Origin of the sequence: Neobacillus jeddahensis, from assembly GCF_000612625.1 — a bacterium.
Taxonomy (GTDB): domain Bacteria; phylum Bacillota; class Bacilli; order Bacillales; family Cytobacillaceae; genus Neobacillus; species Neobacillus jeddahensis.
The window spans coordinates 1-24,114 of the sequence record NZ_CCAS010000015.1; the positions used below are offsets into that span (position 1 = coordinate 1).

General features: G+C 36.7%; 16 protein-coding genes and 16 tRNA genes. 28 read left to right on the forward strand and 4 right to left on the reverse strand.

Going from position 1 to position 24,114, the window contains the following annotated elements; translation table 11 throughout:
- Positions 1 to 7 precede the first annotated feature (7 nt).
- The 20 genes from TY15_RS09065 (at position 8) to TY15_RS09160 (ending at position 6,380) form a co-directional block, all read left to right on the forward strand.
- Positions 8 to 99 (forward strand) — tRNA-Ser (locus tag TY15_RS09065).
- A gap of 16 nt (positions 100 to 115) precedes the next feature.
- Positions 116 to 190: transfer RNA gene (locus TY15_RS09070), tRNA-Glu, on the forward strand.
- Positions 191 to 194: 4 nt separating this feature from the next.
- Positions 195 to 270 (forward strand) — tRNA-Val (locus tag TY15_RS09075).
- A gap of 157 nt (positions 271 to 427) precedes the next feature.
- Positions 428 to 501: transfer RNA gene (locus TY15_RS09080), tRNA-Met, on the forward strand.
- A 3-nt stretch (positions 502 to 504) separates the two neighbouring features.
- Positions 505 to 581, forward strand: a tRNA-Asp gene (locus TY15_RS09085).
- A gap of 144 nt (positions 582 to 725) precedes the next feature.
- Positions 726 to 801, forward strand: a tRNA-Phe gene (locus tag TY15_RS09090).
- A gap of 16 nt (positions 802 to 817) precedes the next feature.
- Positions 818 to 890 (forward strand) — tRNA-Thr (locus tag TY15_RS09095).
- A gap of 30 nt (positions 891 to 920) precedes the next feature.
- Positions 921 to 1,005, forward strand: a tRNA-Tyr gene (locus TY15_RS09100).
- 5 nt (positions 1,006 to 1,010) lie between these two features.
- Positions 1,011 to 1,084, forward strand: a tRNA-Trp gene (locus TY15_RS09105).
- Positions 1,085 to 1,102: 18 nt separating this feature from the next.
- Positions 1,103 to 1,178 (forward strand) — tRNA-His (locus TY15_RS09110).
- Between the two features lie 38 nt (positions 1,179 to 1,216).
- Positions 1,217 to 1,291, forward strand: a tRNA-Gln gene (locus tag TY15_RS09115).
- A gap of 4 nt (positions 1,292 to 1,295) precedes the next feature.
- Positions 1,296 to 1,370: transfer RNA gene (locus tag TY15_RS09120), tRNA-Gly, on the forward strand.
- Positions 1,371 to 1,376: 6 nt separating this feature from the next.
- A tRNA-Cys gene (locus TY15_RS09125) sits at positions 1,377 to 1,450 on the forward strand.
- 37 nt (positions 1,451 to 1,487) lie between these two features.
- Positions 1,488 to 1,573, forward strand: a tRNA-Leu gene (locus TY15_RS09130).
- A 23-nt stretch (positions 1,574 to 1,596) separates the two neighbouring features.
- A tRNA-Leu gene (locus TY15_RS09135) sits at positions 1,597 to 1,677 on the forward strand.
- 150 nt (positions 1,678 to 1,827) lie between these two features.
- The gene (locus TY15_RS09140) at positions 1,828 to 2,802 is read left to right on the forward strand and encodes a tyrosine-type recombinase/integrase (protein WP_040204307.1); all 975 of its coding nucleotides are present in this window, start codon (positions 1,828 to 1,830) and stop codon (positions 2,800 to 2,802) included.
- 167 nt (positions 2,803 to 2,969) lie between these two features.
- Positions 2,970 to 3,548, forward strand: a complete 579-nt coding sequence (locus TY15_RS09145; protein WP_040204309.1) for an HAD family hydrolase — start codon at positions 2,970 to 2,972, stop codon at positions 3,546 to 3,548.
- A gap of 183 nt (positions 3,549 to 3,731) precedes the next feature.
- Positions 3,732 to 4,307 (forward strand): recombinase family protein, encoded by a 576-nt coding sequence (locus TY15_RS09150; RefSeq protein ID WP_040204310.1) that lies wholly within the window; start codon positions 3,732 to 3,734, stop codon positions 4,305 to 4,307.
- Positions 4,308 to 4,430: 123 nt separating this feature from the next.
- The gene (locus tag TY15_RS09155; protein WP_040204311.1) at positions 4,431 to 4,667 is read left to right on the forward strand and encodes a DUF3977 family protein; all 237 of its coding nucleotides are present in this window, start codon (positions 4,431 to 4,433) and stop codon (positions 4,665 to 4,667) included.
- A 546-nt stretch (positions 4,668 to 5,213) separates the two neighbouring features.
- On the forward strand, positions 5,214 to 6,380 hold the full coding sequence (locus TY15_RS09160; protein WP_040204313.1) for a hypothetical protein: 1,167 nt from the start codon (positions 5,214 to 5,216) through the stop codon (positions 6,378 to 6,380).
- A gap of 696 nt (positions 6,381 to 7,076) precedes the next feature.
- Here the strand turns inward: TY15_RS09160 and TY15_RS09165 are convergent.
- Together TY15_RS09165 and TY15_RS09170 are read right to left on the reverse strand one after the other, a co-directional pair.
- Positions 7,077 to 10,430: a DUF5107 domain-containing protein gene (locus TY15_RS09165; protein WP_040204315.1), complete on the reverse strand. Its 3,354-nt coding sequence runs from the start codon at positions 10,428 to 10,430 to the stop codon at positions 7,077 to 7,079.
- 32 nt (positions 10,431 to 10,462) lie between these two features.
- Positions 10,463 to 11,707, reverse strand: coding sequence for an ROK family transcriptional regulator (locus TY15_RS09170; RefSeq protein WP_040204316.1), 1,245 nt, complete (start codon positions 11,705 to 11,707; stop codon positions 10,463 to 10,465).
- Between the two features lie 313 nt (positions 11,708 to 12,020).
- Here TY15_RS09170 and TY15_RS09175 point away from each other — a divergent pair, with 313 nt between their 5' ends.
- The 7 genes from TY15_RS09175 (at position 12,021) to TY15_RS09205 (ending at position 22,036) form a co-directional block, all read left to right on the forward strand.
- A complete protein-coding gene (locus tag TY15_RS09175) occupies positions 12,021 to 13,316 on the forward strand; it encodes an ABC transporter substrate-binding protein (RefSeq protein ID WP_040204317.1) in 1,296 nt (431 codons plus the stop codon).
- 69 nt (positions 13,317 to 13,385) lie between these two features.
- Positions 13,386 to 14,342 (forward strand): carbohydrate ABC transporter permease, encoded by a 957-nt coding sequence (locus TY15_RS09180; protein ID WP_052353735.1) that lies wholly within the window; start codon positions 13,386 to 13,388, stop codon positions 14,340 to 14,342.
- Positions 14,343 to 14,358: 16 nt separating this feature from the next.
- The gene (locus TY15_RS09185; RefSeq protein ID WP_040204318.1) at positions 14,359 to 15,195 is read left to right on the forward strand and encodes a carbohydrate ABC transporter permease; all 837 of its coding nucleotides are present in this window, start codon (positions 14,359 to 14,361) and stop codon (positions 15,193 to 15,195) included.
- Between the two features lie 96 nt (positions 15,196 to 15,291).
- Positions 15,292 to 18,111 (forward strand): glycoside hydrolase family 2 protein, encoded by a 2,820-nt coding sequence (locus TY15_RS09190; RefSeq protein WP_040204320.1) that lies wholly within the window; start codon positions 15,292 to 15,294, stop codon positions 18,109 to 18,111.
- Positions 18,112 to 18,215: 104 nt separating this feature from the next.
- A complete protein-coding gene (locus tag TY15_RS09195) occupies positions 18,216 to 19,091 on the forward strand; it encodes an N-acetylneuraminate lyase (RefSeq protein ID WP_040204321.1) in 876 nt (291 codons plus the stop codon).
- A 240-nt stretch (positions 19,092 to 19,331) separates the two neighbouring features.
- Positions 19,332 to 20,078, forward strand: coding sequence for an ABC transporter ATP-binding protein (locus tag TY15_RS09200; protein ID WP_040204322.1), 747 nt, complete (start codon positions 19,332 to 19,334; stop codon positions 20,076 to 20,078).
- The gene (locus tag TY15_RS09205; protein ID WP_040204323.1) at positions 20,075 to 22,036 is read left to right on the forward strand and encodes an ABC transporter permease; all 1,962 of its coding nucleotides are present in this window, start codon (positions 20,075 to 20,077) and stop codon (positions 22,034 to 22,036) included. Before TY15_RS09200 ends, TY15_RS09205 begins: the two co-directional genes overlap by 4 nt.
- Before the next feature lie 10 nt (positions 22,037 to 22,046).
- On the opposite strand, the gene TY15_RS09210 is transcribed toward TY15_RS09205, so the two are convergent.
- Both TY15_RS09210 and TY15_RS09215 read right to left on the reverse strand, forming a co-directional pair.
- Entirely contained in the window at positions 22,047 to 23,039 is a 993-nt protein-coding gene (locus tag TY15_RS09210; protein ID WP_040204325.1) for a sensor histidine kinase, read from the reverse strand.
- The gene (locus TY15_RS09215; RefSeq protein ID WP_040204326.1) at positions 23,036 to 23,710 is read right to left on the reverse strand and encodes a response regulator transcription factor; all 675 of its coding nucleotides are present in this window, start codon (positions 23,708 to 23,710) and stop codon (positions 23,036 to 23,038) included. Before TY15_RS09215 ends, TY15_RS09210 begins: the two co-directional genes overlap by 4 nt.
- A gap of 241 nt (positions 23,711 to 23,951) precedes the next feature.
- On the opposite strand from TY15_RS09215, the gene TY15_RS09220 reads away from it, so the two are divergent.
- Positions 23,952 to 24,025 (forward strand) — tRNA-Gly (locus TY15_RS09220).
- Positions 24,026 to 24,114: the final 89 nt, after the last annotated feature.

Here is a 24,114-nt window from a genome sequence, read left to right on the forward strand (position 1 = left end):
TTTATATGGAGAGCTGTCCGAGTGGCCGAAGGAGCACGATTGGAAATCGTGTAGGCGGGTAACCCTGTCTCAAGGGTTCAAATCCCTTGCTCTCCGCCATTATTTTATACAATATGGCCCCTTGGTCAAGCGGTTAAGACACCTCCCTTTCACGGAGGTAACACGGGTTCGAGTCCCGTAGGGGTCACCATTTTGGAGGATTAGCTCAGCTGGGAGAGCATCTGCCTTACAAGCAGAGGGTCGGCGGTTCGATCCCGTCATCCTCCACCATTATAATGTTTTTATTGTCGCGGGGTGGAGCAACGAGCGTTGCTACAAAGAATTATCTGCGAGTTGTACCGACTGAGCTGCTACTTGAGTAAGCTTTCTGAAGTCGGGACAGTCCTTAGAAACTAAGGGCATCGTTAAATTTTATATTTCTTATTGTCGCGGGGTGGAGCAGTCCGGTAGCTCGTCGGGCTCATAACCCGAAGGTCGCAGGTTCAAATCCTGTCCCCGCAATATGGTCTGGTAGTTCAGTTGGTTAGAATGCCTGCCTGTCACGCAGGAGGTCGCGGGTTCGAGTCCCGTCCAGACCGCCATTTAAATATGGCTCAGTAGCTCAGTCGGTAGAGCAGATTGCTCACATCACTGAATAGCTTCTGCGGCAATCTGCGAGAAAGAACGAAGTTCTTTTGAGCAAAGGACTTGTCGCAATTTATTTGTAGGGTACAATTTTATTTTTTGGCTCAGTAGCTCAGTCGGTAGAGCAAAGGACTGAAAATCCTTGTGTCGGCGGTTCGATTCCGTCCTGAGCCACCATTTATTCAAAGCTTTTGCCGATGTAGCTCAATTGGTAGAGCAACTGAATCGTAATCAGTAGGTTGGGGGTTCGATTCCTCTCGTCGGCACTTGTTGCTGGCAAAATGAATAATATATGTGGAGGGGTAGCGAAGTGGCTAAACGCGGCGGACTGTAAATCCGCTCCCTCCGGGTTCGGCGGTTCGAATCCGTCCCCCTCCACCATTTTTAGGGGTATAGTTTAAAGGTAGAACGAAGGTCTCCAAAACCTTTGGTGTGGGTTCAATTCCTACTACCCCTGCCAATTTATTTTATTATTATGGCGGTTGTGGCGAAGTGGTTAACGCACCTGATTGTGGTTCAGGCATTCGTGGGTTCGATTCCCATCAGCCGCCCCATAAATTTAACTTGAATAAAAGTCTAATTCAAAATACATTGGGCTATAGCCAAGCGGTAAGGCATCGCACTTTGACTGCGACATGCGTTGGTTCAAATCCAGCTAGCCCAGCCAATTTGCGGAAGTAGTTCAGTGGTAGAACACCACCTTGCCAAGGTGGGGGTCGCGGGTTCGAATCCCGTCTTCCGCTCCAATATATGGCGGCATAGCCAAGTGGTAAGGCAGAGGTCTGCAAAACCTTTACCACCGGTTCGAATCCGGTTGCCGCCTCCATAAATTACTTTTAATGAATTAGAAATAGTATTATTTTGCCGGGGTGGCGGAACTGGCAGACGCACAGGACTTAAAATCCTGCGGTAGGTGACTACCGTACCGGTTCGATTCCGGTCCTCGGCATTGCTCTAAAAAAATATTAATACGCCGGTGTGGCGGAATTGGCAGACGCGCACGACTCAAAATCGTGTTCCTCTGGAGTGTCGGTTCGACCCCGACCACCGGTATCATTTCATCGATTGTCAAAGCGATGAAGAAAACGTCTCTTACACATAGTAAGAAACGTTTTTTATTTATCTAAAATACGATTATTTGAAAAATATCGTGTACATAAAATCGTGTGCGTACCTTGTCATTAAACAGGGAGGAATTAATAAATGGCAAGACGTACAAACGAATTATCTATTGAGGAATTATCAATTATTAACACAACAAAGGTTGTAAAGGAAATTGATTTTAAAACAGCTTTATCCTTATTTATTGACGATTGTGAAATAAGAAATCTTAGACCACAAACAATCCAATATTATAAAAATGAGATGTCTGTATTTTATAAGATGCTAAGGGAAAAAGAGTATAATCCTGCTCCTGCAAACATAACGAAAGACCAAGTAAAAAGTATAATCCTGTACATGAAAGAAAAAGGATTAAAAACAGTAACCATTAACACACGGTTAAGAGCCATTAGAGCATTTTTCAATTTCCTCCATCGTGAACGGCACATTAAAGATAATCCATTAAGTGATATTAAACTACTAAAAGACCGTAGAAAGGTTGTTGAAACTTTTACTAATGAACAGCTTCAAACGCTTTTTAATCAGCCAAATTTACGCTCTTTTGTCGGAGTAAGGGATTATACTTTTATGCTATTACTGCTTGAAACAGGCGTGCGTGTGAGCGAATTAGAAGGAATTTGTGTTCAAGATATTTTATGGAATGAATCTAAACTTCATATTAGAAATACTAAGACGTATAAAGAACGGATCGTTCCTATACAATCAAAAATGAAAAATCAGTTACAGAAGTATATTCAAATACGAGGGGTAATGGAAACGGATGCTTTGTTTGTCACGCTAGACGGTGAGAAGATGTCAAAAAGGCAATTCCAGAACAGAGTGACATTTTACGGTAAACTAGCAGATATAAAAGGGGTTAGATGCTCCTGCCATACTTTTAGACATACCTTTGCAAAATTGAGCGTAAAGAACGGTGCAGGGATTTTTGAATTACAACAGATATTAGGTCATACAAGCATGGAAATGGTAAGAGTATATGTTAATTTGTTTAGTGACGATGTTTTAGATAAGCATAAAACTTTTTCACCATTAGTTAATCTTAAAATCAGAATGTAGACACTATAATTATTTTCTATTTGAATAAACAGACGGCTTTACTTCAAAAGGAGTAAAGCTTTTTCTTCTTTCTTTAAGTATCGGTCAGTTTCATTTAAAAAGCAGGAAATCTATTTAAGATAACGAAAATAATTAAGAAAATATATTTTGGAAAGGTGCAAAAAATAATGTCTACAAAACCTGATTTAGTTTTAGATATTGCAGGAGTGATTGCAACTAACTTTTCACCAATGTTCTGGAATGATTTATCCTCAAAATTTGAGATATCTTATGGAAATCTAATTAAGTTTAAAAAAGTAGTTCGGGAGGAACTATGGACAGGAAAGATAGAAGAAAAGGAATTTTGGTTTAGGTTAAAAAAAGAGTTCCCAACTATTGATATTGAATATGCAAAGTCTAAATTACAATTTTTAATACAACCTCTACCAGCCATCGAAGAAATACCTAAATGGAGTAAATATGCAAATATTCATTTATTGAGTAATCATCGTATTGAATGGGTGAAACACATAATTGCTCCTTTTCGACACTATATAAAAAGTATTACTATTTCTGGGGAGGTAGGGTGTTGTAAACCGGAAGGTGATATTTATTTAATAGTGAAATCACATATTGATAACGAGAAAAATGTTTTATTTGTTGATGACCAAGAGAAAAATCATAAGGAAGCAATTAATTTGGGTTGGAAAACGCTACTTGCAGATGAAAAAGGAGAATGGACTAAAAAGGTTGTTCAATATTTATAGTCCTTGTTTTGTTTAACTAATTGTAAATATAGACCATGACCTAAATGAACGTTTTAGCAACTCCTTATTCATGTTTAAATAGAATTATTTTTCTACTTTATGAACAATTTGTTCACTACATTATAGACTTCAAATGAACAATTTGGTAATATATAGTTAATACCAAATAAGGAGCGTTTAAAAATGAGTAAGGGGAAATTTTTAAGTTATGTTAGGGTATCAACAGTTGACCAGAACGAGCAAAGACAGGTAAAAGCTATTGAAGAAAGAGCGAGCATTGACAAATGGTTTATTGAGAAAGTAAGTGGAAAAGATACGAAAAGACCACAATTACAAGCCATGCTTGAGTATATGCGTGAAGGCGATACAGTTATCATCAATGACTTCTCACGGCTGGCTAGAAGTACAAAGGATTTACTTGAATTAGTGGAGTTAATGCAAGAAAAAAACGTTACTTTGATTTCTCTAAAAGAAAACATCGATACTTCAACGCCACAGGGAAAACTAATGCTTACAATGTTAGGGGCAATAAACGAATTTGAAAGAATGAACATGCTAGAACGACAGCGTGAAGGAATCGCAATCGCCAAAGCAAATGGCAAGTACAAGGGAAGAAAGGCGATTGAAATAGACGAGAAATTCAAAGAATTATATCAAAAATATATGGCACGTAAAATCAACAAAACCCAATTTTCCGATGAACTTGGAGTAAGCAGAACAACCTTGTACAAGCTGATTGAAGAATATGAAGCAAGTTAAATAATTTTTTATAAAAGTTTTCTTTTATCAAGGTTGTTTTCGTATGTTTATTGCTTTCTTGACCAAAAAATATTGAGTATTGATATAATGTTGGTCAGAAGGCAAGAAAAAGGGGATGTAGATTTGAAATTCATTGAACTTGGTATTGGAAACAGATGGTTAATAAGAACGGAAACAGAATTAAGTGATGGTACTGAATTTGAAGAAAAAGGAATAATATACCCAATTAAATTTCAATCTTTATATTTAAGGTTTTGGATTGGAAAAACAGTTTTAATCTTGGATTCAAAGGATGGTTTTAAAAGGACAACAAAGAACCGAAACGAAGTCAAAATAATATTAGGAATTAAGAGTCTATGATTTACATAATGAAAAACAACAAAGTGTACGAAAACAGTCTTTATCAAAGAATAAATAAAAGTCGCTCTAATGACATACTTTTGAAGGGTTCTAATTAAAAAAGACCAATCGAAAAATATCCTTTATAGAGCGATTTTTTTGATACCACATTTTATTTAATAAGTCAATAATATCGTAAGAGGAAAATTCGACAAATTCACTAAAAAGTGCTATAATATAAGAGTAATTAGTTGACAGATTGATATTTTTAGTATCAATCTGTTTGTTTTTTGAGAGGTGAGGGATGGCATAGAATAAAGGTTAATAATGAAATAATGAAATACATACATAATAAATTGTTGGTTATGTACTTTGACCAGCAATGCAAAACTGCTGTCGCAGATTTCGCATTGTTGCGACCAAAGTACCAAAGTCGCTGAACATACTTTGATGTTGTTGGAGTTTTAGGGGAATGTCTTAGGATAGGAACTTGGGTATTAATATATATTTCTTTTTATACTACCCTAGTTCCTATCCTAAATGAAATAAGAAAGGGTAATTGGAAAAATGACAAGTTATAACGATGAAATGATTTTAACAGTTGCAGAATTTGCAGAAATGTTTGGAACAGAAAAATGTAAGGAATACTTTGCAAAATATAAAAAGCTAGGGGGTCATAAAGATACAACTATAACAACAGCTAAACAGAAATGGCATATTGTTGAAGTTGTGAAGATTGATAAGAAAAATTTGTACAGACTAGCAGGTGAAAGAGATGAAGAAGTTGAAAGGAAACATTTACAAAACTATTCTAATTGTGGTCAAGAGCAGATGCCATATAAGGAAATTCTACAAAATATAATCTTGATTTATTTGAAAAATCCTAATAGGAAACCATCGACAACTTATAGGGTGCTTGCCCGTGATTTAGAAGTCATGAGTGATGTATTATTTTTTGCATCTGAAAAAATAACTATTGATGAACAGAAAGGTTATTATAAAAATCTTGACGATAAATATAAAAAATATGGATATGTGATGTTTTGGGATGCAGTTAATAAAGAAACACAAAGAATTAGGAAACATATAGAATCAGTGGTGAAAGACATGAAAGAAAAAGGAATCATAAGACATATGGATGTTGTAAATGCTGTCAGTCTAGATAAATTCGGTAGGGAAATCCATGACCCTATAATTGTTAGTGAAGTTTGTAAGATTGACAAAATGCTAAAAAGTTTACGTGAAAAACATGAGGTTACAGCTACAGATATTAGATATAAACCTAAAAACTTATCTGTATTAGCTTATAAAGAAGATGAATACAAGTATTTGCAATCACTTGGATATGAGTATGTTTATGATGCTGTTTACATTGATTTAATTGCAACAGATAAAGAGATTCAGAACTATATGAAAGATTCACTTGTGATGGATTTTAAAAAGGAACATTTAGCATTTGCTTACCAAAAAGCCGTGGCAAGAGAAAATTCATTTTTTAATGATGTTGTTAGAGTAAAAGACAATCATAAACTTCAAAAGATACTAGGAGGTAAAAAGAAATCGGAAGTTATAAAGGGAACATTAACAGCGTATGATTCCATTCTTATAGATGATTTATTGAATGATGGTATCAAACAAGAAAAATTGAGTAAAACATATGCAACCAACTACAAAGAATCACTAAAAACAATACAAGATGTTTCTGACGAGAAAGAAAACGCAAGCAATAATTAAGGTTTTTGGAATTTTTGATTAACCTTATATAAACACAAAAACATAAAAACATATAACGTTAATCAAGTATTTCAAACACAAGGCAAGGTGTCGGGGTGCTTATAACCAAAGGTAGTAAGTCAATATTAGTAAATGGTTATAGCACTCCTAATCCTGCAATCAGAGTTAAAAATACAGCCGTATGAAACATAAGAAAATGTCCTTATTAGACAGTATTTTACGTGTGATTTTCTTGCTATATTTGCTATAATAGGAACATAAATTGACAGGTCGTATGACATGATTTTAAGAAATAGTTGATAAATAGCTTAATACAAGTGGTTCAAGGGTTCAGACGTTCAAGCACGACTCAAAATCGTGTTCCTTCTGGAGTGTCGGTTCGACCCCGACCACCGGTATCTTTAAAAAAACGAATACATATTTTTAAAAAAAAGTACTTCCAGGTGTTGTTAAATCAATGTCTTGGAGGTGCTTTTTGTTTTGATAATAGAGTAGAGCAGGCCGGGATAATATTTATATATTTTTCACAGAAGTTCGGCTAGCGCTGCCAACAGTTCAAATACTGTCTGCCCTTCCAACCTTCCCTTTTAATGACGATGAATAATGTTTACCTGTTAGGGTGATGAATATTTTGTAATGAATAAAAAGACATCCCATTTCAAAGTGAGAAAAGAAATGGAATGCCAATTTTATTCATTAGATTTGTACAAATTCATTATAGTATTTACATAATCTTTTATGAAGAAGAGCACCTTGATGATTAGTATCTTGGACTAATACCTCATCGAAAAAATTCAGAGCCTTTTTATATTGGGATAGCCCTAGATGTCCAAGTCCCATCATATATTTGCAATGAATTCTGTTTCTTCTACTCAGATCATCTTCGAAAACAAGGAAATCAGGTAGTGACACTGCAAAATAATCTATTTTTATCTTATCAAAAATATGAGATTCACCATAATCAATTAGCTTATTAAATCTTCTCTTGGCTTCTTTCTCATTATTTAATTTGATCCAAGCGAGTCCTTGATAGAAAATCATTTCAGGTGGTTGGTCGTTATAATACATAGCACTTTTTGGTTCATGTAACCCCAATGATGCAATCTGGAAGCATTCTTTTGCTTGCAATGATTGACTTGCTTTTTCATATGCACAACCAAGGTAGTAAAAAATATCATTTTCTTGGGCACCGGCAAGCTTTCCTTCTCCCAGATTTAAGGGATACTTAAGGGCTGACGTTAAATAATCTATGGCTTTATCATAATCGCCTGCTTTGAGGTGTTCTTTACCCAATTCCACATTGGCAAAAACGTATTGTCTTGTAACCTTCCCTTCGCCGCCTTCCCAGGGGTGGAATATCCGTGATTGTAAAGCGATCAAAGCATTTTCATATCTTCCAAGGATATTTAGAAGAGATACGTATTCAATATAAAGATCATCCCTTGTTAGAACTAATTCCATATAGTTTTCTAAATTTACTAATCGCTGTTCCGGCTTGTAATTTAGCCTTTTACATAATTGGTCTAATTCATAAAAGACTCTTGCATCTTTTAAATTAAGTTGAAAAGCAACTTCTAATTCTTGTAGTGCTTGTTTTGCGTTGCCGAGTTTATTATAGTATCCAAGAGCCAAATTTCTGTGGACTGTTGGAAATTCATGATAAATATCTCTTGATATTTCCCAATGTTCAATGGCTTCAGTATGTCTTTTCTTATCATAAAGCAGATTGCCTAAATAATAGTGTGCACGATGATCTTTCGGGTTTTCTCTTATTATGTCTTCCAATACAAGTAATTCAAAAAGGCAATTAGGGAAGCAGTAGTCTGGTTTTGCCCTCATACCGGATGCTCGATGAGCTTCTGCTCTCTCTGATTGTCTAAGTTGACTAAATAAGTAGCTTAAGGCATAATGCAGCATTGGGTAGCCTTCCACAGTTTCATCTGGAACCAAACGTAAAAGGACATCAATTGCTTCTTCAAGAAGTCCAGAGCTTTGATAATCATCAGCTAGTGCTAAATGGTTGAATACGTCCTTTCTCATTAAAGAATTGATCTCAGATTGTGACTGTTTGGCTTGTTCTACTTCTCCGCTTTCTCTTTCTAATAATAATACTTCATTATGTGAACCAAAGTCCAAACGGTCAAATTGGAGGGTTTCTTTAGCAAAAACTTTAGCCTCTTCAATGTAGCCTAGCCTTCTCAAAATTGCAGTCTTTAATACCCGTGCTCTAAAGTTATGATTATTGCGGATCAAGGATCGATTGATAAGCTCCAAAGCTTCCTCATAATCACCTTTTCTAGTAGCAATTTGTGCAAGGGAGAAGTACCCGCTTTCTTGCCACGCGGCCGACCATGTCGCTTTATAAAAGGCGGCAAAAGCTTCATTAAGCTTGCCTTGCATTTTTAAAGCAACGCCTAATTGATAAAAAGCTTCTCCATCGTATGGATTTGGATTCCTAGTTTTCAATGATCTGATGGCCGTTAAAAAGTACGATTCACTTTCTTTGAATTTCCCCCTTCTTAACCATAATTTTCCGTAAGCCACATTGATTCTTATATCATTTGGGTTACGTTTTAGCCCTTCTAAATAATAGTTTTCTGGTTCAAATGTAGCATGGCGATATTGCTCAAGATGTAGGCCCGCCAAATATAGCTCTTCAATAGTCTTTAACTCTTCAGGGGTAGGGATGGCTTCCGCCGCCTCGGGTACCTTTTCGATATCAGGCTTTTTAGGCTGATAGGAAACAAGTACCTTTCCTTTATCATTTTTTACAGTAAGCCTTAAATCATGTGCCTTTTCAAGATCCTCTATTTTTATGACAGATGTATACGTATTGTTAGGGGATAAATTGATAGTTTCATTGATATAATTATTCTGTTTCCCCTTTAATTCGACAACTGCTCCTTTAAAATCAGATGTTGCATAAACCTGGACGTTTGCCTTTTGCGTTTTTTCATCCACTTCCAAGTTCACTGCAGCATCGATCGTAGCATTTTTGACGATACCGATCTCTTTATAAGGCATAAAATATTGCTTGAAAGATTTTTCTTCATAAGGCTGAAGCCAAGTGAAATCGGGTTGGTTATCTGTATACACCCCAGTCATCAATTCAATATATGGACCATCTACATCCGTAAGCTGTCGGTCCCATGCCTGACCAAAATCTCCATTTCCCCAAGTCCATTGTTTTTTGCCAGGTGATACATGGTGGTTGGCCACATGTAATAAGCCAGCTTCCACTTTATTGTCATAGGCCCCCACAAAATTATAGTCTGATCTATAAGCCATATAGGATGTAGGTACAGGGATATTTTTATATCTGGAAATATCTACGCCTTCAGAATAATCTATTTTGTAATAAGTTCCAGTTGCAATTGGAAATTTAGAAACATCCCGTTTTCCATGGTCGAAAACGGCATTAACATCAGGAGGGAAGACAGATTGGGTGTAGTCGTTTGCTGGAATAGCAGGGTTTGCCCACCATAAAAAGGTTTGGGTTTCTGCTGTTCTATTGTACAAGATCACTTCAATTTCTAGGTAGGCTCTTTCTGGAAACAGCCGGAATCCGGTTGTCACTTTCGTTCCATACATCCGATCGATTTCGCCTACCCAAACTGTGCAGCTTCCATCTAGATCTGTTTCCATCCTGTATTCGACAGGACCAAAGGTGTTTGGGCGATGGTGCTGCGGCCAGTTAAACTCTATGCCACCAGAAATCCAAGGTCCTGTGAGTCCAACCAGTGCAGGTTTAATAACTTGGTTATGGTAGACAAAATCATAATCATTGGTTTTATCCAATGCTCTGTAAATTCTCCCACCTAACTCCGGTAAAACTTCAATCCGAATGTAATCGTTTTCTAAAATGATCAGCTTGTAGGGCTGTGATTTTTTGTCATTCTCTATTTTGTCAATAACAGGATGAGGGTAAACTCGTCCAGAGCTTCCTTGGTAAACACGTTTTTCAAGAAACATCGGATTTTTATCTGGTTCACCAACTCCATAGGTTGGAATATCTCTTATTTCTTCCCAAACCTTTACGTGATCCTTCATGTTTATCACTCCTCATTGAGTTTGTATCAATTTTAGTTATTAATGCTAGCAAGATTTAATAAATCGGTCAGAGTCGTGTCTCCTTTGAATATTTCATTGATCCATAATGTTCCTGCACCTAGTACATCTGCTTTTTGGCCTAATTTAGATGTAACAAGCTCAAAATGTTTAACATTAGTTTTTAATGCATGCATATTAAATGTTTCATTTAAAGTGTCTAAAACAATATCTTTGGATCTTATTACACCGCCAGTCACAATTACCTTTTCAGGATTGAACAAATTAACGAGCATCGAGATACCGATACCTAAATAATGAGCGGCATGATTTAAAGTGTTTAAGGTTAGTTCATCACCTGTAGCAGCTGCTTTATAGATGTGATGAATATTGATTTTATCGGGATCAGATTCAATATGGGTGATAGAAGAATGGTATCCTTGTTTGACTTTCCTTTGGATATTCTCCACAATAGAATTTTCACTCGACATAGCCTCCAAGCACCCATACTTACCACAAGAACATAATGGACCATTATCTGAAACCACTGTATGTCCTATCTGTCCGGCACCGAAGTCTCTTCCATGAAAAATATTTCCATCCACAATGATACCAGCACCAATTCCATAATCTACATTCAATGTAATAAAGGAATTTAGGCTCCTGCCACCTCCGTACCAGTATTCAGCAAGTGCCAACGTGTTACAATCGTTATCTACCAAGACAGGAAAATGAATCCGTTCTTCAAGCAAATCCCTAATGGCAACATTTTCCCATTTCAAATGAGGAGGGTAGATAGATATTCCATTGACTGCATCTACAATGCCATGCATTCCCAAACCGATTCCACGCACCTCATGTCTTTGTGTCTTTGTTTCATGCAAGACACGATCCACTATTGATGAAACTGCATCTGCCATGACTTCTGGTTTTGTATTGGATGACTGGTATTGTTCCTCGTAGTAGAGAATATCTCCTACTAAATTAATAAGACCGACTCTTATAGAATGAGAGCGGATGGTTACCCCGATTACCTTAAAGGCATCACCATTTAATTGATACATGGATGGGAATCTTCCACGAGTTATTCGCGTTTCCCCAATGTTGTTAATTAAATAGAGGGACTCAAGCTCTTTTGTAATTTCTGAAATGGCTGGGAGCGTAAGACCTGTTATTTTAGAAAGATCAGATCTTGAAATAGGTCCTTTCTCTTTAATAATTCTTAAGAGCAATTTTTGATTATATAGTTTCATTAAATCTTTACTGATTTTTTGTTTCATAGATGTTCCTCCTGAATTATAAATCCAATTTTCACACTATCGACATAGTTGTTCTTTAACAGATTGCTTCACCACCAATTAGAGAATGAGAATAGCTGGTATCGATTAATCCAGTTTTATTTTATTAACTGAGTTTAGTATATATAAAGAATTCAGATAAGTCAAAATGGTTTTTGCTTGAATTTACTAATAAAACGTATGAGTATTGGTTGAAATAAATTAAAAGTTCTGAAAAATAAATTGACTATGTAAAGTGAGTTTAATATAATAAGGGCAAATGAAAGCAAGCGCTTTCAAGAAGGGGGAGGTATTTTTGAAAAAGTATGTTTCTAGTTTTCTAGTTTTAATGATCGTTTTGTTCTTATTTACAGCGTGTTCAACTAACCAGAAATCTGGGGGAGAAGCTAAGGGGAAAGATGGGAAAACGGAAATTACGGTGTGGACTTGGCCAAACAATGATCAAACTTTTGAAGAAATCACAATTCCTTTATTTGAGAAAAAATATCCAGATATTAAAGTTACTGTACAGGCATTTTCACAAGACAAATATCATGATAAATTAGCTACTGCTGCTGTTTCTGGTAAAGGGCCAGATGTGGCTATGGTTGAAATTAATAATGTTATTAAGTTTAAAGAATTGGGAGCATTTGAAGATTTAAGTAAAGATCCATATAACGCAGATGAATTTGATGGTAAATATGTTGACTTTTTTTGGAATTATGTAAAGGGGAAGGATGGTTACATATTTGCTCTGCCAAAGAATTCAGCCCCCGCTGCGATGTTCTATAATAAAACTCTATTTAAGGAAGCTGGACTACCATCTGAACCAGCAGAGGTCCATGAGCTGTTGAAAACTTGGGATGATTATGTTGAAGTGGCAAAACAACTATCTAAATCAGGAAAGCAGTGGATGATAGATACTCCTGGAGGAATCGTAGATACGATTATGCAGCAAGGAGGTACTTCTTATTTTGATAAAAATGGAAAATTGCTGATCGGTAATGAGCATTTCAAGTTTGGGTATGATTTAGTGGACAAATTAAATGATATAGAAGCTGTTTCTCCATATGAAGCATGGTCTCCAGAATGGAATGCTTCCATGCAAAATGGTACAGTCGCTACCTTCTTCTCAGGTAATTGGTTTGGGAAATATTTGAAAAATAACGCAGTTGGTACAGAAGGTGAATGGGGTGTAACGTATGCTCCTGAATATAATGGACAAAGTTCCTTCAATAACGGTGGAGACTTCATTGGTATTTTGAAGGATAGTAAAAACAAAGAAGCTGCGTGGAAATTTACTCAATTCGTTTCTCAAGATATGGAAAACTTAAAAGGGATGTACGAAAAAGATGAATTATACCCTGCCTTTTTAGCGGGAATGGAAGCGGATTGGATGAATCAAGAAAATGAATTCTTTGGTGGTCAAGTAACGAATGAAATCTTCAAAAACGTCCAAGAAAAAATGGGGATTCCATACCCTACTAAAAATGACCAAATTGCAAAAGATGCTGTAGGTAAAATGTTGACAAATATTACTTTTGGCGGTAAGACGATAAACGATTCTTTGGAGCAGGCAATCAAAGAGGTAGAATCTAGGGTGAAAAAATAATAGATTTTAGTATTAAGTGTGGAGGGCCCAATAATAATGCTCTCCGCACATTTATAGGGGGTGGATAAAATGGACAGAAATGTAATTGTCGACAAAAATGTGATAACTCAAGCTAGTACAATTGACACGACGAAAAAAATATCCCTTCTCAGAAGAATGAAAAAGTATAAAATGTTTTATTTTTTTATTGCTCCATTTTTTATTCTTTTTGCGATATTCAGTCTTTTTCCGATTATCGCCTCCTTTTTCATAGGGTTTACGGAATGGAATGGGATGGGGACGCCAGAATGGGTAGGGTTCGAAAATTATATACGTTTGTATCATGACCCCGTTTTTATAAAGTCACTCCTCAACACCCTTTATATTTGGTTTTTCTCCACTGTGTTGACACTTGGTCTAGCTTTTATTTTAGCATTCATGGTGAATTACTATATTCGACGTGCTAAAGGGTTTTATCGTGTTGTATTTTTATTTCCATTACTAGTTGCTCCCGCACTTACTGCTGTCATGATCAGTGTTATTTTTTCTACAAACTCAGGGATCATGAATATGTTTTTGAGCTTTTTTGTAGAAGGTACTGTAAAAATAGAATGGTTGCGCTCCGAAACATGGATTAAACCCTTAATTGTATTAATCATAATTTGGAGATGGACTGGTTACCATTTTATTCTTTTCTTGGCAGGATTACAGACCATCTCTAGTGATGTATATGAAGCTGCAAAGATTGATGGGGCAAGTGGAGGACAAATCATACGAAAAATTACGTTGCCTCTTATGTTGCCAATCATTATGGTGAGCGTTTTAACGGCGACCGTTGGAGGAATCCAAATATTTGACGAACCTTACGTATTGACTCAAGGCAGTGGTGGAACGAATGATGCAGGATTAAGCATGGCGATGTATCTTTATCAAAATGCCTTCGAATATTTTGATTTTGGTATTGCTTCAGCGCAGTCCTACATATTATTTGCTCTCATCTTGATCTTTACATTGATCAATTCGAGATTTTTACGAAATAGAACATGATAAGGGAGGTAAAGGGATGATGAAAAAAGCATCAATGAACATTCGTAAACTAATTCCTCAGATTTTCATGGTAATCTTATCGGTCATTTTTGTATTCCCGATTATTTGGATGTTTATTTTATCCACAAACTCTCGGGAAGATGTTTTTCGATTTCCTCCTCCTCTATTGCCGGGAGATGAATTACTAAATAATTTTAATAGATTGCTTGAAACTATTCCATATTTCTCCAACCTTTGGAATAGTGTTTATGTATCCATTCTATCAACCTTGCTCATATTATTTGTGTGTTCCTTTGCAGCATATGGATTTGCAAGGTTCACTGATGCACCGGGTTATAAATGGTTCTTTTATATTGTAGTTGGATCCATCATGGTCCCGCCTCTGGCTGGTATTGTCCCTTGGTTTATGGAAATAAAATCGCTTGGCTGGATCGATACCCACTGGGCTCTGATTATTCCTGCTGCGGCTTATCCTTTTGGGGTGTTTTGGATGATTCAATATTCAAAGCAGGCCGTTCCGGCGGAATTGTATGAATCAGCCAAATTAGATGGGGCATCCGAATTGAGAATTTATTGGCAAATTGTCATTCCTTTGATTCGCCCAGGGTTGGGTGCGCTGGCAATTTTATCCTTTTTAAATTCATGGCAAAGCTTCCAAACTCCGTTGATTGTTTTGAATAGTGAAGAGAAATTCACAGTTCCCTTGGGGTTGACAAATCTTACAACCCAGTTTGGGACCGATGTATCGGGGGTCATGTTAGGAACATCAATTAGTATTTTACCAATATTCATAGCATTCATTTTTGCAAGTAAGCATTTTATCGAGGGTTTAACAAATGGATCTGTTAAATAAATATGTGATCCTACTCCGTTTGGTCATTATATATGAAGTTAACTTTCTTACATTAAATAAATTAATTTTTTATAAAAATGGAAATGGGTGAAATGAATGGATATTCGAACCTTGAAAGAGAATAAAGTGGTTGAGAGTCTGAATGGGAAATGGTTATTTTCTATAGACCATGAGGATAATCAAGATTGGCACAATCGATTAGCAGAAGCGCCAGAAAATATCATTCAAGTTCCTGGTTCCTGGGAGGAACAAGGGTATGGTACCAATTCTTCCCATTACCCAATTGGAACATGGAAGAAAGATTTGGAGTATGAAGGAGCTGCTTGGTATATCAATGACATCCTTATTCCGGATTCTTTGAAAGGACTTAAAACGAAACTTATTTTAAAAGGTGTCAGATGGCATACTGAATTATGGATTGATGGAAAATTAGTTGGCAAGGGTGAGAGCTTGGTTGCTCCGCATTCCTTTGATATCACCTCGCATGTTGAATCTGGGAAGAAGCACCATTTTGCCATCAAAGTGGATAACAGGATGGATTTAGCTTTGCATGAAAGTCATATTCATTCCTATCACACGGCAACAAATTGGGGTGGAATAACAGGAGGCATAGAAATTGAGGGTGTGATCCCTCATACGATTACTGATATTAAAATTCAATCCAATACGGTGGACAAAAGCATCGATTTACAAGTCCAACTCAATCATGAAGGACTTAAGCAATGTAAACGATCCTTATCAGTAAAAGTAATAAGTGCAGAGGGTCATGTCGTTACAGTAGAAGAAAGAGAGATCCTAAATCATTCAACATTATTAGATGAATTATTCTTGCTGCGATTGGGAGAGAATGCACAAGTTTGGTCACCTGAAAATCCATATTTGTATCAACTAGAGTTAACGACTTATCATGATGGTGAAATCTATGATACAAGAACAGAATCATTCGGTTTAAGAACATTTAAAGCTGACAAAAATCAATTTCTGCTGAATGAAGAACCAGTCTTTTTGTCTGGTTATGTAGATTGTTGTATCTTTCCTCAAACAGGCTATCCGGTATGGGATAAAGAGTATTACCAAGAGAATTTTAAAATTGTCAAAAGCTATGGGTTTAACCATGTGCGCTTACACGGTTGGACTGCTCCTGAACCATTTTGGCAAGCGGCGGATGAGGAAGGGATGCTTGTCCAAACAGAATTGCCTCATTGGAGCGTTTTTTATAGAGAAAGAGAAAATGATGCACCTGAAGAAGTAAATTTATTCTTGAAACGTGAATTGGAGCGGATCATACATAACCTGCATCTGCATCCATCATTTGTATTATTGTCGATGGGAAATGAGTTGACCAATCAAGAAGGCCATCCGCAATTAAATCAATTTGTGCAATTTGCAAGGGAATTGGATTCCACTCGTCTTTTTACAGATAATACTGGGTTTGGTGAATTGCCAGCGAATGATCGTGCAGGTGACTTTTATATACCTACATTAAATTGGCATCCGCCATACCATATCAATCAGGCAGCATTACCAGATACAACATCTGATTTTAGAGAAGTTACTAGATTGGAAGAAAAACCTCTAATTGCACACGAGCATGGCCAATTTACGATGTACGTTAGACCGCAAGAAGCTGAACTATACAAAGGAGTCATCAAACCAAGTTGGTTGGATTCTATTCAAGAAACGTTACAAATAAAAGGACTGGAACATCGTGTGGATGAATTTATTGAAGCTACCGGGGTTCATATGGTACGTACGTTAAAAGAGGGAATGGAAAAAGCGAGACGTACTCCAAACTTGGCTGGCATTCAACTCCTGGATATTCGTGACTTCCCTGGGCAAGGTCATGCGACGGTAGGGATCTTGGATGTTTTTTGGAACTCGAAACGGGTCATCACTCCCGAAGTTTTTAGCCAATTTAACAGTCAAACTATCCTGTTGATGAGAAGTTGCAAACGCACTTACTTCGTTGGTGAAACATTGAAGGCAAGTCTCGAAGTATCCCATTTTGGCAAACCAGCTACAAGTGCGAAGCTAAAATGGACCTTATCATCAGAGGATACGACGATAGCTGAAGGAATTCAAACTATTCATAATCTAGTGAGCGGTCATAACACGGAACTAACCCAGCTTGAGGTTATACTTCCTGAAGGGAGTTCCCGAAAATTGCAATTAGCTGCAGCCATTGAAATTGATGGAACGATTTATCAAAATCAATGGGATTTCTGGTCAATGAGCCGTGGAAAGCTGCCGGACAATCAGTCGCGCATCTGGTCTAATGAAAATTCACTTAGATCAATTATGTATGGAGCTAAATTCGAAAAGCTGATCGGGATTAAACAACACAGTCATGTACAGGTGAATGGAGTCGACCTTGCCATTACCAACCGAATCTCAAGAGATGTGCTTCAATATTTAATTGACGGTGGATCGGTATGGCTGATGGCTCAACCGAATGAGGCATATGATGAAATTCCTACGAAATACTTGCCGATCTTCTGGAACTATCTCTGGTTCTCAGGCCAGGCAGGAACAACAATGGGGATGATTATTGATGAACATCCTGCATTAAAGCACTTCCCACATGATCGTTTTACAGATTGGCAATGGTATCATATCGTGAACGATACAGTGGCATTGAACCTTGATTCCCTGCCACAAGTAAAACCAATTGTGGAAGTAATTGATAACTTCAATCGTGCAAAACGATTAGCCTATGCTTTTGAAACGAAGGTTGGAAACGGAAAACTGTTTGTCTCTACATTTAACTTTTTGGAGAAAAATACAATGAAACAACCGGAAATTCATACACTATACTTAGAATTATTAAATTATCTAAACAGCGAAGAATTCAATCCAACTAGTTCAATAAGCGTTGGGGAATTACTTAATGTCTTTAAGCTTCGTTCCTTATATTAAATTTACTATTATTTTTCTTATAGTAGGAGAATCATATAGAGGCTGTATAAATGAATCCGGCCTCTCATTCCCTTCCATCCTATTGCAGAAAAGGAGATTTAGTTATGGATAAGTATAAAGGAATATTTCCAGCATTGGTCACTCCTTACACTAATAAGGGTGAAATCCATGAGGCTTCATTAAGAAAAATTGTTAGAATGAATCTTGAAAAAGGTGTAAAGGGTTTCTATGTGAACGGAAGTACTGCTGAAACCTTTCTTTTACATATGGAGGAAAGAAAAAGATTGATTGACATTGTTACTGATGAGGCGAAAGGAAAGGCCACTATCATTTATCATGTTGGATCCATTCGGACAGATGACTCAGTAGAAATGGCGCAATATGGTGAAAAAGTAGGAGTGGATGCCATTTCAGCCATTCCGCCTTTTTACTATCAATTTGGTTTTGAGGAAATTACAAAATATTATCAGACGATTATCGAAAGTGTAAAAGTGCCAATGATCTTATACAATTTTCCTACTAATTCTGGTGTTAAAATTTCAATGGATCATTTTTATCAATTGTTAGAAAACGAGAGAATTATCGGGGTCAAACACACATCCATGAACCTGTTTGAATTAGAACGATTTAAGAATAAAGGGAAAATTTTGTTTAATGGTCATGATGAAATATTTTTAGCCGGGTTAACCATGGGAGCTGATGGAGGTATCGGTAGTACGTATAATTTAATGTCTGAAAAGTTCATTCAAATCTATAACCTATATTACGAAAATAAATTAAAAGAAGCGAGAAAAATTCAAATTGAAGCCAATAATGTGATTGAAGCACTCATCAAAGTAGGGGTAAATCAAGGAATTAAATATGGCCTTGAAAAAATGGGGATTAGTTGTAATGGGTGCAGGGAGCCTTTTAAAAGATTGAATGAGGATGATATGCGATATCTTGATCAAATTTTTAAAGAGAATCATTTAAACCTTTAGGTGGAGTGTAAAAGATGAAACTTGAATAAGGAACAAAAACACCCGTTAAATCAGCGTTTAAGGGTGTTTTTTTGTTTTCAAAACTAATAAGGAAAAAGATATGATTTCATTATACACATTTTTATAAAACCATCGATATAACAATCTCAACATGACAAAAATGTCACATTAAAGATTGTTATATCGATGGTTTGCGGGCAAATTAGTCGGTATAGTAAGGTTGTGAAGGAGGACGAAACAATGACTAAAATTATACAAACAAAGAACTTATCGAAATCTTACGGAAATACACAATTGTTAAAAAATATTGATTTAACAATTGAACAAGGTGAATTCACCGCGATTATGGGGCCGTCTGGCTCTGGGAAAACAACCTTAATGAATACCCTATCAACAATTGACGCTTTTAGCGGCGGTGAAGTTTGGATAGAGGGAAAATCGTTATTAGATTTAAAAAAGAAATCGTTACGAGAATTCCGCCAAAAACGAATGGGATTTATATTTCAAGATTACAATCTATTAGATACCTTAACGGTGAAAGAAAATATCCTCCTGCCGCTGGCATTACAAAAAAAACCTCTTTCCCTAATGGAGCAGCGCTTAGCGAAATTGAGTGAAGCATTAAATATTGAATCGATTTTACATCAATATCCATCTGAAATTTCCGGCGGCCAAAAACAGCGCACGGCAGCCGCTCGAGCGCTCATTACTGATCCTGCGATTGTATTTGCCGATGAACCAACCGGCGCACTTGATTCAAGGTCGGCTACCCTGCTGCTAGAACAAATGCAATCACTCAATAAAACGTTCGATACTACGGTATTGATGATTACCCATGATCCATATGCAGCGAGCTATTGTCAGCGTGTGATCTTCTTGCGTGATGGAAAAATCGTCAATGAAATGTTTAAAGGGGAACAATCGGAAAAAGAATTCTTTGATCGAATTCTGACGATTCAAAGTGCCTTAGGAGGCGACCGGCGATGAGCTTAGTTGATTTATCATGGAGGAATATGAAGCGGAATTTCCGTTTGTATACCATCTATTTCATTTCCATGCTTGTCGGGGTTGTCATTTACTTTACTTTTTCTGGTTTAATGTTCAACGAGGATGTTGTTGAGGCCATTCAGAATAAAGAAAACTACAAAACAGTTATTTTCATTGCCTCGATGATCGTCTTTTTATTTATTGTTTTCTTTATCTTGTACGCTAACTCATTTTTCATGAAGCAGCGAAAAAAAGAATTTGGCATGTATTTACTTTACGGAATGAAAGAAAGACAAATTGCCACAATGGTCTTTTTTGAAACGTTTTTCTTGAGTGCCATTTCTGTTGCCAGTGGGATCTTAATCGGTGGACTACTATCAAAATTTTTCGGTGCGGTATTAATGAACCTAATGCACTATAACGAGGACATTTCTTTTGCTTTTCCACTTGAAGCGATCGCCTCCACAATTCTGTTATTCGCCTTATTAATCGTCATCATTACGATTCAAAGTTATTTTAATGTCCGCCGTGTCCAGCTAGTGGAATTGTTTCATGCAAAAGAAAAAATGGACAAACCCTTTAAATTCTCATTTGTCTTGGCGATAGTATCGATCATTTTAATAGTGGGATCTTATTACACGATTACGCTATCGGGAGACACAGATTTATGGAAAGATCATTTTAATGAAACATTAATGGCTACAACAGTGGCATTGATAGTCGGAACGTATTTATTTTTCCGCCAGTTTTCCGGGTGGATTTTACAAAAAATGAGTCAGAATAAAAATTATTTTAAAGGGAATAAAATGTTATGGATTTCCTCACTGCGTTTTTCTATAAGAGGAAATACAATCAACTTTACGTTTAATTCACTGATTAGCGCGATTGTCATCTTTGGGGTTGGATTTATTGCAGTCGATTACGCTGTGAAAGCTGACGTTGTAAAAAAAGAATTTCCCAATCATCTAGCCTTTTCCACACAAGATAATGAAACACAAAAACAAATCGAACAAATCATCAATGACTCGCATCCGATTATGGCCCATGAAACGATCACGGGAATTCGGACAGATAAAATCTCAGATAGAAAAAGATATTATAGCTATCCTGAATATTACACAGAGGAGTTTACCTTATTCCCTGAATCGCAATTAAATGCCATTGTGGATTTGCGCGAAGTTGGCAGCAAGATCAATATCAAAGGGGAAGAGGCTGTTCTTCTAACACGAGGAATTGATGACCCGACAAAATATAAAAGTAATCAGCCTGAGATGACAGTTTTAGGTGAAAACACTTTTCATATAGTTGAAAAAATAAGATATCCGTTGTTAAGTATTCCGACAGCACCTAATGGGGAAACAAATAAGCCACAACCTTCTGTACTCATTATTTCGGATGAGGCTTTTGAAAAATTGAAAGATCAGCATACTCTCTCTACTTATGAAATTTATCAAATCGAAGATGCTAAGACATCTAATGAAGTATCACGTAAAGTATACGATATCGTCATGAAGACTGATGGTGCCTATTACTCTGCCTTTGTGGATCAGTATTCTTCTAATACGGAGTCTTCGTCATTAATATTGTTTTCCGTTGCCTTTTTTGCCGTCATTGCGCTGTTTGCTTTAGGAAGTGTCATCTACTTTAAACAGCTGCGTGAAGCGACGGAGGAACGGGAACACTACACTATTTTACGAAAAATAGGTGTGGGCGACAAAGAGATAAAAAAGATTATTCGGAAGCAATTGCTGTTTGTATTTTTACCACCTCTCATACTTGGATTATTGCACAGCTGGTTTCTTTTATATTACTCGGTCATCCTAGTGATAAAAGATTTATCTTCCTTAACGACGATTATCTTTTCTGTGATGGGATTGTATGTGTTAACATATTTTATTTTTTACGTATCATCTATCTCTATTTACTACAAAATTATCAGCGAAAAAAATACACGGTGAGTGATTTTACTCATCGTGTATTTTTTTTCATGATGAAATACGGATCGCTATCGAGCGGGAAGTGAATAATAAATTGGGTGAACTTCCCTACTTCTGATGTACAACTAATGTAATGTCCTAATTTGTTACATAACTGTTGAGCTAAATATAACCCCATTCCAGTCGACTTCGTAAAGGAGCGTCCTGTTTCTCCGGTAAAACCACGTTTAAAAATACGCGGCAGGTCTTTTTGGCTGATGCCAATTCCACTGTCCCGAATGACCAGCTGTTTTTCTTTTGGTGTTTCGAATGCGGAAATGGTAATCTCTCCGTCAGATTCTGTATATTTTAAACTATTTGTCACTAACTGATTGACGATAAATTGCAGCCATTTAGGATCACTTTGAACCTCAAGTAAATCTGTCTGGATGGTAATGCGGATTTTTTTTGAAAAAAAGGTTTTTGAATGTGACTTAACAATCTCCTTTGAAACTTTGATAATATCACATTTTTGAATATCGTAATCTTGATTAAAGCTGTCGAGCTTGGCGTAATAGAGAGCTTGATCGACGTAATTTTCAATTTTTGAGATTTCTTCTCTTAAACTTGCCGTATCCATATCGGTTTGCTGCAGTAAGCGAAGGACCGCAATCGGTGTTTTTATCTCATGGAACCAGGAGACGATAAAATCATAGTGCTCATTTTTTCTTTCTTGAATTCGATTCATTTCACGGATATGCCTCCGATTAAGCTCCTCGATATGCACTTTAGCGAATTCTCCTTCCAGAGACAAACTGTCATAATCCTCACTTTTCATTTGTCGGATCACACGGACATTTTGCTGGTAGCGAAATAATAAAAATCCCAGTAATACAAGCGATGATAGCGTGAAGGCATAGAAGAAAGTCCCCCATGCCCAGCCGCCATTGCTATCGGTAAAAAATACCGCGGCTGAGATCAAGAAAACAGTTAGAAAAAGATAAATATAAGGCTTTTCATAGGTTAGATAGCGGAGGAAGGTCATTCAATCATATACCCCATTCCTTTCCGGGTGACAATAAAGTCCGCCAGCCCAAGTGCAGCGATTTTCCGGCGCATCCGGTTCACATTCACGGTCAATGTGTTTTCATCGACGAACTGATCTTCATTCCATAGTGCCTGCATTAAGTCCTCGCGTGAAACAATTTTCTCGATATTCCGCATCATCAATTGTAAAAGGATAAATTCATTCCGAGTTAACTCCGTGCATTGGCCTTTATATTCAATCGTTGAATTGGTGACGTTTAATTGCAAATCCCGATGGATAAATCGGCTGCCCTCATCCTCTTGATACGTATATTTTCGGCGGATGAGTGCACTTATTTTCGCTACAAGAATATCTAAATCAAATGGCTTTTGAATGAAATCATCCCCACCCATATTAATCGCCATAATGATATCCATATTTTGATTTCTGGATGAAAGGAATATAATCGGCACCTTGGAAACCGAACGTATTTGCTGGCACCAGTAGTATCCATCAAAAACCGGTAGATTGATATCTAATAGAACGAGATGCGGATCTGTCTTCTCAAACTCCGATATCACTTGGTCAAACTGGGTCACTTCCACTACATCATACTGCCACTTTTTCAACGTATCAGCGACAATCTGTCTAATTTTTTCATCGTCTTCAATCATCATTATTCTATACATATGAAATCCCTCATCATTGTTAAAATAGTCATCACATTTATTTTAGCATAATTAGAATTAATACTTTCATTATCAGCTAATTGGCAATGGTTTTATAGTTTCGGTAGGTTCTTATGGAGCAGAACTAAATGAGGAAGAAAAGTAAGAAAAATCGACATAATTCGCAATAATCCCTTGACGGTCCTAAAAAAACTGTGTATTATATAAAAGTCAGCTGGTGTTCATACTTTGTTCATAAAATGCGGGTGTAGTTTACTGGTAAAACCTCAGCCTTCCAAGCTGATGTAGTGGGTTCGATTCCCATCACCCGCTCCATACATATTAACTAACGCAGTGTATCGTTACATAGGAGAACGATGCATTGCGTTTTTTTATATTTGTTTATTAGAGAGAGCTTTGCCTCT